This window comes from Nonomuraea sp. NPDC050547 (assembly GCF_044457345.1).
Classification (GTDB): Bacteria; Actinomycetota; Actinomycetes; order Streptosporangiales; family Streptosporangiaceae; genus Nonomuraea.
On record NZ_JBITGW010000015.1, the window covers coordinates 12,741 to 26,673 of the forward strand.

12 protein-coding genes and 1 tRNA gene are annotated in these 13,933 nt (G+C 68.3%); 11 read left to right on the forward strand and 2 right to left on the reverse strand.

Features of this window, described 5'->3' with window-relative positions:
* Positions 1-52 precede the first annotated feature (52 nt).
* The 7 genes from ACIBHY_RS33345 (at position 53) to ACIBHY_RS33375 (ending at position 6,264) form a co-directional block, all read left to right on the forward strand.
* Positions 53-463, forward strand: a complete 411-nt coding sequence (locus ACIBHY_RS33345) for a plasmid replication, integration and excision activator (RefSeq protein WP_397308779.1) — start codon at positions 53-55, stop codon at positions 461-463.
* The gene (locus ACIBHY_RS33350; RefSeq protein ID WP_397308780.1) at positions 460-717 is read left to right on the forward strand and encodes a hypothetical protein; all 258 of its coding nucleotides are present in this window, start codon (positions 460-462) and stop codon (positions 715-717) included. The genes ACIBHY_RS33345 and ACIBHY_RS33350 overlap by 4 nt, the downstream gene beginning before the upstream one ends.
* Entirely contained in the window at positions 714-1,040 is a 327-nt protein-coding gene (locus ACIBHY_RS33355) for a hypothetical protein (protein ID WP_397308781.1), read from the forward strand. Before ACIBHY_RS33350 ends, ACIBHY_RS33355 begins: the two co-directional genes overlap by 4 nt.
* Before the next feature lie 86 nt (positions 1,041-1,126).
* Complete coding sequence (locus ACIBHY_RS33360) at positions 1,127-2,554, forward strand: FtsK/SpoIIIE domain-containing protein (protein ID WP_397308782.1); 1,428 nt, start codon at positions 1,127-1,129, stop codon at positions 2,552-2,554.
* Positions 2,551-2,751 (forward strand): hypothetical protein, encoded by a 201-nt coding sequence (locus ACIBHY_RS33365; RefSeq protein ID WP_397308783.1) that lies wholly within the window; start codon positions 2,551-2,553, stop codon positions 2,749-2,751. The genes ACIBHY_RS33360 and ACIBHY_RS33365 overlap by 4 nt, the downstream gene beginning before the upstream one ends.
* Before the next feature lie 139 nt (positions 2,752-2,890).
* On the forward strand, positions 2,891-4,447 hold the full coding sequence (locus ACIBHY_RS33370; RefSeq protein WP_397308784.1) for a replication initiator: 1,557 nt from the start codon (positions 2,891-2,893) through the stop codon (positions 4,445-4,447).
* A gap of 140 nt (positions 4,448-4,587) precedes the next feature.
* On the forward strand, positions 4,588-6,264 hold the full coding sequence (locus tag ACIBHY_RS33375) for a recombinase family protein (protein WP_397308785.1): 1,677 nt from the start codon (positions 4,588-4,590) through the stop codon (positions 6,262-6,264).
* Here the strand turns inward: ACIBHY_RS33375 and ACIBHY_RS33380 are convergent.
* Positions 6,246-6,331: transfer RNA gene (locus ACIBHY_RS33380), tRNA-Leu, on the reverse strand. The genes ACIBHY_RS33375 and ACIBHY_RS33380 overlap by 19 nt on opposite strands.
* Positions 6,332-6,642: 311 nt before the next feature.
* Between ACIBHY_RS33380 and ACIBHY_RS33385 the strand changes: the two genes are divergently transcribed.
* Positions 6,643-7,224 carry a hypothetical protein gene (locus ACIBHY_RS33385; protein ID WP_397252819.1) on the forward strand — a complete coding sequence of 194 codons (582 nt, stop codon included), beginning with the start codon at positions 6,643-6,645 and terminating at the stop codon, positions 7,222-7,224.
* Positions 7,225-7,438: 214 nt separating this feature from the next.
* The gene (locus tag ACIBHY_RS33390; RefSeq protein WP_397252818.1) at positions 7,439-9,406 is read left to right on the forward strand and encodes a chaplin family protein; all 1,968 of its coding nucleotides are present in this window, start codon (positions 7,439-7,441) and stop codon (positions 9,404-9,406) included.
* Between the two features lie 112 nt (positions 9,407-9,518).
* Here ACIBHY_RS33390 and ACIBHY_RS33395 read toward each other — a convergent pair whose 3' ends face one another.
* On the reverse strand, positions 9,519-9,704 hold the full coding sequence (locus ACIBHY_RS33395) for a DUF5703 family protein (protein ID WP_184971456.1): 186 nt from the start codon (positions 9,702-9,704) through the stop codon (positions 9,519-9,521).
* A 191-nt stretch (positions 9,705-9,895) separates the two neighbouring features.
* Between ACIBHY_RS33395 and topA the strand changes: the two genes are divergently transcribed.
* Positions 9,896-12,586 carry a type I DNA topoisomerase gene (gene topA / locus ACIBHY_RS33400; RefSeq protein WP_397252817.1) on the forward strand — a complete coding sequence of 897 codons (2,691 nt, stop codon included), beginning with the start codon at positions 9,896-9,898 and terminating at the stop codon, positions 12,584-12,586.
* Between the two features lie 56 nt (positions 12,587-12,642).
* Positions 12,643-13,863 (forward strand): metallophosphoesterase, encoded by a 1,221-nt coding sequence (locus ACIBHY_RS33405; protein ID WP_397252816.1) that lies wholly within the window; start codon positions 12,643-12,645, stop codon positions 13,861-13,863.
* Positions 13,864-13,933 lie beyond the last annotated feature (70 nt).

Consider the following 13,933-nt stretch of genomic DNA (forward strand, 5'->3'; position numbering starts at 1 on the left):
AGATTAGAACTTGATAGGTTAAGTGACTGACTCTCAAGAGAGAGGGGCCGTCATGGCTCTGCAAGGTCCGATCCCCGTCACCTACGAGATGCTCTTCCCTCACGGCTGCTACCTGGTCGGGGACGTCGAGCCGGTCAAGGACTTCGACGCCTCGACCAACGGCCGGTTCGTTCAGGCTCGCGACAAGCAGTCCCAGGAGCCGGTCTGGCAGGTCGCGGTCATGGACGCCGACCCGACCGTGAAGGCCGCGCAGAAGACCGTCGCCGTGAAGATCCTCGCCTCGGTTCAGCCGGTCCCGCCGCCCGCGATGCCGGGGCTGCCATTCACCCCGGTCCGCTTCGACCACATCACCGTCACCCCGTACGTCAACGCCAGTGGACGGCTCGCCTACTCGATCCGGGTGCGCGAGATGACCGCCGTACGGCCGGCCGCACCCAAGCCGGTCCGGGAGAACTCCGTATGACCCGCCGCCGCACCCCGCGCCGCAGCGTCATCCGGCTGACCACCGGCCAGGAAGCACGCGCCACCTGCCACCCGTATCCGTACCGGTCGCCGGTCCTGGCCCTGGACTGCGGCGCCACGACCGTCCTGCTCACCAGCGATGGTGCGCCCACCGCCGCTGACCTGGCTTTCGCCCGGCAGCTCGCGGCGGCCGCCACCCGCTACGCCCTGGCCATCGAGTCCCGCATCCACTCCACGAAAGAGATCGCCGCATGAGCATCGACCTCGGTCCATACACCTACGTGACCCTCACCATGACCCCGGACAAGACGCCTCACCTCAACGTCACCTTCCACAGCAACGACCTGTGGATCCGCAACAACGTCCTCGACGACGCGCGCCCGCTGCTGACCATCAGAAGCCGCGAGGCCGACGTCTCCCTGTCCACCAGCGGAGCGGTCACCGACACCGATCTGAGCATCGCCCGCACACTCGCCGCTTCGGCCGCGCGCTACCTGGCCGACTGTGAACGCCTGCACGCCACCCAGAACACCGCCGACACCCCGGCCGCCGCACTCACCCCGGACGCGGCCGGCTGATGCGAGGTGGGGCCGCTGGAAGCGGCAACTTCCGGCGGCCCCCGATCTTCTCCCCTGACTGCATCATCACGAGAGGCCACCAGCTTATGTTCCGCAAGCTCCCCGGCGACGAGGCACACAACCTCGTCTCCACCACCCCCGACACCGCCGTCGTCTTCCAACCGGCCGTCGTCAAAACCCCCGCCATCCTCACCATCGGCATCTGGGCCTGGCGGATGATCTCCAGCCTGGTGCGCACCACCTGGCGTCACCCCATCGCGGTCTTCCTCGCCATCGCCCCGATCGCCTTAACCGTCCTGTACGGCTGGCGCGTCGCACTCCTTCTGCTCGCCCCACCCGTGACCGGGCTGATCGCCTGGGCGGTTCTCGACCGGCCCACCTTCGCCCGGCACGTGGGCTACCGGCTGCTGGCCTGGTGGCGACTCATCTGGGTGTACCGGCGGCACTGGCAACCCACAATGATCGTCTCCGGCCTCGGCCGCCACCTGCGCGGCCGCGACTACCTGCCCAAGCTCGGCAAGATCACCTGCACGAGCTGGGCCGACCAGGTCACCGCCCGCATGCTCAACGGCCAAGCCGTCAAGGACTGGTCCGACCGCACCGACCACCTCGCTCACGGCTTCGGCGCCATCACCTGCCGTGTGGCGGTGCTGAAGAGCGGTCATGTGCTGCTGACCTTCCCCCGTCATGACCCCCTCGCCACACCCCTGCCAGCACTGGCCGTCCCGGCCGCGCCGACGCTCGGCCCGGTGGAGATCGGCAAACGGGAGGACGGCACCCCGTGGTTACTGAAGATCCTCGGCACCCACGTGCTGATCTCCGGCGCCACCGGGGCCGGCAAGGGCTCGATCATCTGGTCGGTCATCCGCGCCCTCCTCCCGGCCCTCGCCGCCGGCCTGGTGCAGGTGTGGGCGCTGGATCCGAAGCTGATGGAGCTGTCGTACGGCAAGCCGCTGTTCGGCGGTCACTACGCCGCCACCCCCGAAGCGTGTGCTGACCTGCTCGACGCCGCCGTCACCCTCATGCAAGAGCGCGCCGCACGCCTGGCCGGCGTCCAGCGCACCCACACCCCCACCAAGGACGATCCGTTCGTCCTGGTCGTGGTGGACGAGGTGGCGTTCCTGACCGCCTACCAGCAAGACCGCGACCTCAAACGCCGCATCTCCGCCGCCCTGGCCACCCTCACCACCCAGGGCCGCGCGGTCGGCGTGGGTGTTATGGCCGCGTTGCAGGACCCGCGCAAGGAGGTCATGAACATCCGCAATCTGTTCCCCGACAAGATCGCCCTGCGCCTGGACGAGTCCGAACAGGTGGACATGGTCCTGGGCGATGGCGCCCGCGACCGGGGCGCCTTGGCCGATCAGATCTCCTCTACCCCGGAGCTGGGCGCTGGCGTCGGCTACGTCCGGCTCGAAACCAGTCCTGATCCGGTTCGAGTGCGGGCCGCGTTCGTCTCCGATGCCGACATCCGCGCCATGGTCGCCACCTTCGCGAAAAGTGGGGGTGCGGCGTGAAGGTCTCCTTCCTCGGCACTTCCGACGAGATCGAACAGGTCGCCGGACGACCGACGCTCATCCTGCTCGGCCTCAACCACCTGCCCCGCCTGGTCGCCTACACCCTCTTCCACCCGCGCATTCTGCGGCACCCCTACCAGGACCTGTACCGGCTGCAAGCCGACATGGGCCCGTTCGACGAACGGGGGCAGGCATGAGACCCACAGCGTTCCTCCTGCACGGCCTGACCTGCGCCTGCTGCCACACCGAGAACTCGCTCTGGCTCGACTTGGACGCAGGTGTCGTGGAGTGCCGCGAATGCGGCCAGACCGCCGTCACCAATCCCAGGAGCGGCCTATGACACCCCGTGCGGTACGGCTGGCCCAACCGCTCGCTCACCAAGTAGTGCAGGAAGTGGCCAAGCTCCACGGCGTCTGCATCCGCCCTGTCGCCCTCAAACGCCTCGACATCCTCAGCGGCAAGAACGAGATCATCGACGTCCCGTGCGGCGCCACCCTCGACAGCAAATGCGCCCCGTGCGCCCGGCGCAACCACCAGCTCCGCATGGCGCAATGCCGGGAAGGCTGGCACCTCGACCACGAACCCGCCACCACTCCCGACCCCGCGACCGAGGACCAGCGCTGGCTGATCGAGTTCCGCGCCGACCTACAAGTCCGCCGCGACAACGCCACCACCCCGGACGAGGCCGCCGACTGGGACCAGGCCATCGGCGAACTGGACGCCGAGATCAACCGGGCGGGCATGCGCGGCAACGTTCTCGGCCGCGCATCTTCCAAACGCAACCGCTCCACCCGCAGGCGCCAGGACGCCCCCGACCTGCCTAAACAGAAGATGGCCAACACCACCCTCGGGCGCACCTACCAAGCCGGGGACGGCAAGAGCTACCGCCCATCCCTGTTCGTCACCCTCACCCTCCCCAGCTACGGCAAGGTCCGTGATGGCGTCCCCATCGATCCCGACGCCTACGACTACCGGCGCGCGGCCCGTGACGCGCTGCACTTCTCCAAGCTGATCGACCGCTTCGTGCAGAATCTGCGCCGCGTGGCTGGCTACGACGTGCAGTACTTCGCCACCGTCGAACCCCAAAAACGCCTCGCCCCGCACCTGCACATGGCAATCCGCGGGACGCTCCCTCGCGCCGAAGTGAGGCAGATCATCGCCGCGACCTACCACCAGGTGTGGTGGCCACCGGCAGACGTGCCCCTCGACCAGATGCCCGTCTGGGACGAGGCAGCCGGATACATCGATTCGGCAACCGGCGAAGTCCTGCCCACATGGGACCAAGCCCTCGACCAACTCGACGAACCCCAGCACGTCATCCGCTTTGGCGACCAGCTCGACGTCAAAGGCGTCCTCTCCGGCACCCCGGACGCCGACCAGACCATCCGCTACCTGGCCAAGTACCTCACCAAGTCGCTCGGGCAGACTCCAGACACCCAAGCCCAGCGCGACCACGCCGCCCGCTTCGTCGAAGCCCTCCGCTACGACCCGTGCTCTCCGACCTGCCCCAACTGGCTCAGGTACGGCGTGCAACCCAAGAACGCGCGACGGGGGATGACTCCCGGCCGGTGCCGCTCCAAAGCCCACAAGCCCGACCACCTCGGCTACGCAGGCCGCCGCGTCCTGGTCTCCCGCAAGTGGTCCAACAAAACCCTCGCCGAACACAAGCAAGACCGCCGCACCTGGGTCCTGGAAGCCCTCGGCCACCCGGACGAACCCACCGACCCGCACCGCTACCTCTGGACCCCCGTCCCGGCCGGAGACGCCAACCTGCCCCCACTGGGTGTGCGCCTCCTGCGCTCGATCCACGAACGGCAGCGCTGGCGCGAACACCTCCGCCAACTAGAACAACAAGATCCTTCGGCAACTTCGCCGCCCGAAGTGGCAGCATGAAGAAGGACACCGATCTAGTGGTGATCCTTCCGGCCACAGAGCCCCATCTGACTCCCCGAGCGGCGGCGGAGCTTCTCTCCATCCTGTTGGAAGCCTCTCAAGAGGCGCGTCCCGCGTTGGACGCCGCCTGAGGAGAACCTATGGAAACCATCCGCTTCGGCTTCTACGGCCGCGTTTCGACCGAGGACAACCAGGACCCGGAGTCCTCCCGGGCCTGGCAGATCACCCGATCACGGGCACTCATCGAACCTCGGGGCGGCGTGATCGTCGCCGAGTTCTTCGACGTGGACAAGTCCCGCTCGATCCCGTGGCAGCGTCGTCCTCAAGCGATGGCGCTGCTTGGAGAGCTCCGAAACCCGGGCCGGGGCTTCGGAGCCGTGGTGATCGGGGAACCTCATCGGGCGTTCTACGGCAATCAGTATGGCCTGACGTTCCCGATCTTCGAGCACTTCGGAGTCTCGTTGTGGGTGCCCGAGGTCGGTGGCCCGATCGATCCGGCGAACGAGGCTCACGACCTGGTGATGAGCGTGTTCGGTGGGATGAGCAAGGGGGAGCGCAACCGGGTCAAGGTCCGCGTGCGCAGTGCGATGGGTGCCCAGGCCCAGATGGAAGGCCGTTTCCTGGGCGGGCGCCCGCCGTACGGCTATGTCCTCGTGGACGCCGGCCCGCATCCGAACCCCGCGAAAGCGGCGGACGGCAGGCGCCTGCATCGCCTGGACCTGGACCCGATCGCCTGGCACGTGGTCGCACGCATCTTCGCCGAATACGTAGCGGGGTTCGGCTTCTTCGCAATCGCCGAGCGCCTGACCCGAGATGGCATCGCGTCTCCTTCGGCGCATGACCCTGGACGCAACCGGCACCGGTGCGGCGTGGCCTGGTCGAAGAGCGCCGTGCGTGCCATCCTGACGAACCCTCGGTACACGGGCTATGAGGTCTGGAACAAGCAGCGCAAGGACGAGGTGCTCCTGGACGTCGATGACGTCGGATTGGGGCACACGACCAAGCAGCGGTGGAATCCCAAGGATGAGTGGATCTGGTCCGATCAGCCGGCGCATCCACCGATCGTCAGTCGAGAGGACTTCGAGGCTGTTCAAGCGACGATGGCGGGCCGGGGCGACAAGCACACGGACAAGACCATGAAGCGGGCGCGGAACATCTACCAGTTCCGAGGGCTCATCCGCTGCCGCCTGTGCACCCGCCGCATGCAAGGCGACTGGATCAACGAAATGCCGTACTACCGGTGCAGGTTCGCCAGGGAGTACGCGCTCGCCAACCACGTGGCCCATCCACGAAACGTGCTGCTGCGGGAGATCGACCTCGCGCCGAAGCTGGACGAGTACCTGGGAAAGCTGTTTACCCCCTGGAACATCGACCGCACACTCGACCTCCTCGCCCAAGGCCGGCAAACGCAGGTACCGGTCCTCGCGGAGAAGGACTCCTTGGATCGGCAGCTCGCCGAGTGTGACCGGAAACTCAAGCAGTACCGCGCGGCGCTGGACGCCGGTGCCGACGCCGTGACGGTCGCTGGATGGATGAACGAAGAGCAGAGCCGACGCTCGGAGCTACAACGCCGGATCGATCGCCTGCCAGTCGCCGATCAACGCCGCTTCGACCGCGACGCGCTGGCCACCGTCCTGCACGAGCTGGGCGATATGGTCAAAGTGCTGAGGAACGCCGACCCGGCGCGCAAGGCCAAGATCTACGCCAACCTGGGCCTTGAGCTGACGTTCGACCCCGGAAACAACGAAGTCCTGGTCGCTGCTGTGAGCAACCAGGACTCTCATTGGGTACCGGTACGTGTCCGAGGGGGGACTTGAACCCCCATGCCCCGCAAAGGGCACTAGCACCTCAAGCTAGCGCGTCTGCCTATTCCGCCACCCGGACTTGGTGCCTGCACGCGGGACCGTCATCCCGCGTCGGCGAGAGAAAGGTTAGCAAACTCTGGGGGGTGCGTCATACCTGGTTTCCGTGGCGGCCTCGCGAAGAGCCCAGGAGGACCCCGTGGAGAAGAGAAAAGCGTGCCCAATCAGCGAGTACAGGCTGGTTTGGGACGTGCGTTCTTGACCTCTTCCTGGATCTCTGCTGAAAAGCCCTTGCGACAACGTTGGGTGCTGCTACGGTTACGGACCGTTGAGGGGTGAGTCCATGGACCGGCCTCACCTGGTGGGGTCGGTTCTGGAGCTATGGGAGGTCACGTGGCAGGCACGCCGGTGCAGCAGCTGAGGGCGATGTCCCTCGTTGCGCCGCGTGTACGCGTGTCCGTTCCCACGGAGGGCGCGATCACTGATCGGCAGGACCGGATGGCGCGGTTCGCGGCCGGCGCCGGTCAGGTCATCGCCCGAGCAGTCGCGGTTGGGGCCCTGGTGGCCGCCGGCTGGCTGCTCGCTCTTCTCTTCGGGATGCTCACCGCCGCTCCCGCGGCGGCCGACACCTCTCCATCCATGGTCGCCGCCGGGCCCGTATCGGGCGATTTCCCCACGGCGGGCGACGCCGTCTCGGTCACGGACAATGCCGAGGCGATGGCAGGCCTGAAGGTCGACGGGCTGACCAGCCAGTCGACTCCGGGCATGCCGGCACCATCCACCGCGTCCAAAAACCTGGGCGCCAATGGGCTGGCCCCCAATGGCGGTGGCAGTGGCCCCTTCGGGCCGGGCATGGGGGACGTCGCGAGGCCGGTGTTCGACCCGCGGCTCCTGGCACAGCGCGCCCCCCTGGCGTGCGTGCTGCCCCCCGTCGTCCGCACAGCGGCGGACGACCCTTCTTTCTCACCTGACTGATCCGATGCGTCATCGGCCGGCCCTGGTCTAAGGCCCGGCGGCGGAGCGTGGGCGAATCTCTGAAGCCCCTCCGCGAGCGAGCCAGTCAGTCAGTCACAGGTTCGCATGCCCCGTGATCTTCGCTGAGCGGCGCCCCATCCAGAGGGCGCGCACGGTCTCGGGCTGCCCGCGAACTGTCAGGTAATCCCCCCAAGAACCACTAGGAGCATTCATTATGCGTACGTGGGCAAAGGCATCGGCCCCGGCGGCTCTGCTCGCCGTAGCGGTCATGTCCTTCGGCGGCGGTACGGCTGCCGCCGACACCTCGGGCAACTCATCGGTCGGCGGCGGGAACCAGGTCAACCTGCCCATCTCCCTGCCGATCGACATCAGCGGCAACGCCGTCGGCGCGGCCGGCGAGTCCAGCGCCACCTCGCAGGGCGGCGCCTCGGTCGAGAACACCGGCAAGGGCGGCATCCCCGGCAAGACGTCCGGCAACAGCAGCGTGCTGGGCGGCAACCAGGTCAACGCGCCGATCAGCGCGCCGGTCAACGCCTGTGGCAACGCGGTCTCGCTGTTCGGCAGTTCCGACGCGGGCTGCAAGGGCGGCGCGACCGTCAAGAACTCCGGCAAGGGCGGCGCGGGCGGCAACAGGACCTCCGGTGACAGCAGCCTTCTCGGCGGCAACCAGGTCACCGCGCCCATCAGCGCGCCGATCAACGCCTGCGGCAACGCTCTGGCGATCTTCGGCGACGCGACCGCGGGCTGCAAGGGCGGCTCGTCCGTCAAGAACACCGGCGTCGGCGCCGGCGGCAACACCACGTCGGGCCGGAGCTCCGCGCTCGGCGGCAACCAGGTGATCGCGCCCATCAGCGGCCCGATCAACATCTGCGGCAACGCGATCGCCGTCTTCGGCCAGGCGTTCGCCGGCTGCAAGGGCGGCTCGTCGGTCACCAACGGCGGCGGCAAGCCCGGTCACGGGTACCACTCCGCACACGGCAGGGGTTCCAGCGGCAACGACACCGACGGCCGCTTCGGCGCCGGCAGCGGCAACCAGGTCGTCGCGCCGGTCAGCCTGCCCATCACGGCCTGCGGCAACGCGGTCGGCAACGCCCCGGCCGGGTGCAAGGGCGGCAGCACCGTCGAGAACACCGCCGCAGGCAGCGGGGCGGGCGGCAACACCACCTCCGGGCGTTCCGGGGTGCTCTCCGGCAACCAGGTGATCGCGCCGATCACCGCTCCCGTCAACGTCTGCGGCAACGCCGTGGCCGCGTTCGGCGAGGCCTTTGCCGGGTGCCGCGGCGGCGTGTCGGTGAAGAACGGCGGCAAGGGCGCCGGCGGCAACACCACCTCTGGCAAGTCGGGTGTCGGCTCGGGCAACCAGGTCGTGGCACCGATCACCGCTCCGATCAACGCCTGTGGCAACGCGGTGGCTGCACTCGGCCTGGCCGAGGCTCACTGCAAGGGCGGCGCCAGCGTCAACCCGCACAACGGCATCGGCGGCGGTGGCAACACCACCTCCGGCCAGTCGGGCGTGCTCGCCGGCAACCAGGTGATCGCGCCGATCACCGCTCCTGTCAACGTCTGCGGCAACGCGGTGGCCGTCCTGGGTGACGCCGCCGCCGGGTGCCTCGGCGGCTCGCACGTGGGCAAGCCGGTCGAAGAGGGCCACGGCTACGACCACTACGCGCGCCCCCGTTCGGGAAGCGTCGCCAAGAACAGCGGCCTGCTGCCCGCACTGCCCCTCCCGGCTCTGGCGAGCCTGAAGGACGCGGGGAACGTCACCCAGCAGATGCGCTCCGGCGGTCTGCCCCCGCTGCCCGTCGTCGGCGACGTGACCCAGACCCTGGGCCTGCCCGCGCTTCCCGGCCTGCCCGGTCTGCCGGGCCAGCCGGCAACCCCTGCCACGCAGGGCAAGACCAACCTGCCGGTGAAGACCAAGAACCACACCGCCGCCCCTGACCCGCTGTCGGCCCTCGGCCCGGTGGGCGGGCTGGCCTCCGCGACTCCGGTCGGCGGCGCGGTGGCTTCCACCGCGGGCTCGCTGCCCGTCGGCGACCTGGGCCTGATGAGCGCCGCTCAGCCCGCCGGGGTCACGGGGATGAACTCCACCTCGTTGTTCGCGCTGGTGCTCGGTGCGATGTTCGCCGCGTCCACGACGCTGTTCGCGACCACCCGCCGGCTCCGGCTCGGCAGGAAGTAGTTCAGGTACGGCTCTCGCTCACAGCCTGTGAGTAAGTAGCGTGAGACGCTTTGCCCGTTCTGGGGGGCGCGGCCCCGGGACGGGCAAAGCCATGTCCAGAAGCGGTCAACAATTAGAGGGTGCGGCGAACTCGTATGATCTTGCGGCGCAGCCGTACCCGACGGCTTCCATCGGGATACACGCGCACGAGTGACAGTTCCCACTGGCCGTACTCGGCGTGTTCGGTGAGCAGTTGACGTGCGGCTTCGCGGGAGGTGTCGCGTGGAATGAAGATATCCATGTAGGAGTAGTCGGGCACAACGATTAGTCTCCAGGGTGAGTCAGGGCGCGAGGCTGCTCGGTGGGCCTTATTCTGCGTCCTTGTGGGTGGACCCGAAAGGTTGTGGGTAGCCCGGGGGAAGGAAAAAACCCGCAATCCGGGTTACCTTGCAGATCTGTGCCGGACTCCGGCAGGGGGAAGCGCGAACGAACAGCGAGGTAGGAAGCAGCGTGCCAGCCAACAACGGCGCCGGCGGAACACGCCTGGTGATCGTCGAGTCGCCCGCCAAGGCGAAGACGATTGAGAAGTACCTGGGGCGTGGCTACGTCGTCGAGTCCAGCATCGGCCACATCCGTGACCTGCCGGAGCGGGCCGACGACATCCCCGAGAAGTACAAGGGGGAGTCGTGGGCTCGGCTCGGCGTGAACGTGGAGCACGAGTTCGAGCCGCTGTACGTCGTCAACGCCGACAAACGAGCCCAGGTCACCAAACTCCGGCAGCTCCTGAAGGACGCCGACGAGCTCTACCTCGCCACTGACGAGGACCGCGAGGGCGAGGCCATCGCGTGGCACCTGCAGGAGGTGCTGAAGCCCAAGGTGCCGGTGCACCGCATGGTCTTCCACGAGATCACCAAGCAGGCGATCCAGGAAGCCGTCGCGAACCCGCGCACTCTCAACCTGCGCCTGGTCGACGCCCAGGAGACGCGCCGCATCCTCGACCGCCTCTACGGCTACGAGGTCAGCCCGGTCCTGTGGAAGAAGGTCAAGCCGCGTCTGTCCGCGGGCCGCGTGCAGTCGGTCGCGACCCGGCTGGTCGTGGAGCGCGAGCGGGACCGGATGGCGTTCACCGTCGCCAACTACTGGGACCTTTCTGCCCTTTTCGACACCGGCAAGGCCGAGGAGCGGCCGCGTGACTTCACCGCCACGCTGTCGACGGTCGACGGCAAGCGGGTCGCGCAGGGCCGTGACTTCGCCTCCACCGGCCAGCTGAAGACGGCCGGCGTGCTCCACCTGTCCGAGGCGGCCGCCGGTGAGCTGGCCGGGCGCCTGCGCGCCTCGTCGTTCCGGGTCAAGTCGGTCGAGCGCAAGCCGTACACGCGCAAGCCTTATGCACCCTTCAGGACGACCACGTTGCAGCAGGAGGCCAGCCGCAAGCTGGGCTTCACCTCGAAGCACACGATGCAGGTCGCGCAGCGTCTGTACGAAGAGGGCTACATCACCTATATGCGTACCGACAGCATCACGCTGTCGGAGACGGCCATCGCCGCCGCGCGCTCTCAGGCCATCAAGCTGTACGGCGCCGCCTACGTGCCCGACAAGCCGCGGGCCTATGCCAGCAAGGTGAAGAACGCGCAGGAGGCGCACGAGGCGATCCGCCCGTCGGGTGAGGAGTTCCGCACGCCTGGCGAGACCGGGCTGAGCGGCGACAAGTTCCGCCTTTACGAGCTGATCTGGCAGCGGACCATCTCCTCGCAGATGAAGGACGCGGTCGGCGAGTCCGTCACGGTGAAGGTGGCGGGCGCGTCGTCGGCGGGTGAAGAGGTCGAGTTCAGCGCCTCCGGCCGGACGATCACCTTCCACGGTTTCCTCAAGGCCTACGTCGAGGGCGCGGACGACCCGTCGACCGACCGAGACGACTCCGAGAAGCGCCTGCCCAACCTGGCGGAGGGCGATACGCTGGACCTGAGCAGGCTCGATGTGGCCGCGCACGCGACCAAGCCGCCCGCCCGTTACACGGAAGCGACGCTGATCAAGGAGCTGGAGGATCGGGAGATCGGGCGTCCTTCGACGTACTCCTCGATCATCGGAACGATCCTCGACCGCGGCTACGTGTTCAAGAAGGGCACGGCGCTGGTGCCGTCGTTCCTGGCGTTCGCCGTGGTCAACCTGCTGGAGCAGCATTTCGGCAACCTGGTCGACTACGACTTCACCGCCGAGATGGAGAAGGTCCTCGACGACATCGCCAACGACCGCGCCGAGCGGGTGCCCGAGCTGCAGCGCTTCTACTACGGCGCCGACGGCGACGAGGGACTGAAGGAGATGGTCACCGACCTCGGCGAGATCGACGCCAAGGAGATCAGCTCCTTCGCGATCCGGGACAGCGACATCGTCCTGCGCGTCGGCCGATATGGCCCGTACCTGGACAGGGAGGGCTCGCGGGTCAACGTCCCCGAGGACATGACGCCGGATGAGCTGACCGCGGACAAGGCCGAGGAACTGTTCTCGCGGCCGACCGGCGACCGTGAGCTCGGGCACGACCCGGCGACGGGGAACATGATCGTGGCCAAGGACGGGCGGTTCGGCCCGTATGTCACGGAGGTCCTGCCTGCTCCGGCCGAGGATGAGGCGCCCAAGAAGCGGACGAAGAAGGCGGATGCCGCGAAGCCGCGGACGAGTTCGTTGTTCAAGACGATGACGCTGGACACGATCACGTTCGAGGAGGCGCTCAAGCTCCTGGAGATCCCGCGGCTCGTGGGTGAGCTGGAGGGCGAGCCGGTCGTCGCGCACAACGGCAAGTTCGGGCCCTACCTGAAGAAGGGCACGGACTCGCGCTCGCTGACCGCCGAAGACGACCTGTTCACGGTCACGATCGAGCAGGCCAAGGAGCTGTTCGCGCAGCCCAAGCAGCGTGGCAGGGGACGCGCCGCGGCGGCGGCGCCGTTGCGTGAGCTCGGCGAGGACCCGCACTCCAAGAAGCAGATCGTGGTGAAGGAAGGGCGTTTCGGCCCGTACGTCACCGACGGCGAGACCAACGCCTCCCTGCGCAAGGACGACAGCGTGGAGGAGATCACCACGGAGCGGGCCGCCGAACTGCTGGCCGAGCGGCGTGAGCGGGCGCCCGCGCCGAAGAAGAAGACGACCACGACCAGGAAGGCTCCGGCCAAGAAGGCTCCGGCGAAGAAGCCGGCCGCCAAGTCCTGAGAAGGCTCTCAGGCGGCGCCGCGCACGTTGTCGGCGCCGCCTCGTAGCATGACCGCGTGGGATTCGCCGTCATGATGATCGTGGTCGTTCTGGCCGTGCACTACTACCTGTGGCGCAGGCTGGTCCGTTCGACCACCGTGCCCGGCCGCTCGCGCCGAGCCCTCACCTGGGCCATGGTCGGCCTGGTCCTGCTCGTGGTGGCGACCTTCATCGGCACCCGCGTGGAGGCGGGGTTGTGGTGGCTGGCCTGGCCGGGCTACATCTGGTTCGCCATGATGTTCTACCTCGTGGTCTTCCTGGTGGTGCTGGAGATCCCGCGGGCCGTGGTGAGCCGGTTGTGGCGGCGGCCTGCCGTACATGAGGTGAAAGAGCCGGTACTGGTCGCGGGCGGGGCGCCGCCCGCGACGGAGCCCGCCGAAGCGCCGCCGCCGTCGGGCGGCGAGGACGTGAGCAGACGCCTGTTCATTGGGCGCGGCACCGCGCTGGTCGCGGGCGTCGCGGCCATGGGCACGGTGGGGTACGGCATGCGTACCGCCCTGGGGCCGCCGGTGATCGAGCCGGTCAAGGTCACGCTGCCCAAGCTCGATCCCCGGCTGGGCGGGATGAGGTTCGCGGTGGTCAGCGACATCCATCTGGGGCCGCTGACCGGGATCGGGCACACCGAGCGCATCGTCCGGATGATCAACGAGCTCGAGCCCGACGTGGTAGCGATCGTGGGCGACCTGGTGGACGGTACGGTGGCGGAGCTGGGGGCGCTGGCGAAGCCGTTCCGGAACCTCGAATCCCGATATGGCGCCTATTTCGTGACCGGCAACCACGAGTACTACACGGCCAACGGGCCGAATGAGTGGATCAAGGAGCTCGACGGGCTCGGCGTGCGGTCGCTGCGCAACGAGCGGGTGGAGATCCGGCACCAGGGCGCGGTGCTCGACCTGGCCGGGGTCAACGACATCAACGGCGCGACCATGAACGACGGCCCCGACTTCGACAAGGCGCTCGGCGGGCGGGACGCGGCGCGGCCCACCGTGCTGCTGGCCCACCAGCCGGTGCAGGTGGACCGGGCCAAGGACTACGGCGTGGACCTGCAACTCTCCGGGCACACGCACGGCGGGCAGATCGTGCCGTTCAACCTGGTGGTGCCGTTCCAGCAGCCGGTGGTGTCGGGGCTGGCGACGGTCGACGGCGTGCAGGTGTACGTCACCAGGGGCGCGGGTTTCTGGGGGCCGCCGGTGCGCGTGGGGGCGCCGCCGGAGATCACCCTGCTGGAGCTGCGCTGACTTCCCGATTCGCCTGACGGGCCCGGCCCACCCGGCGTAGTATCCAACCGGATACCGAGGAGGTGGGCGG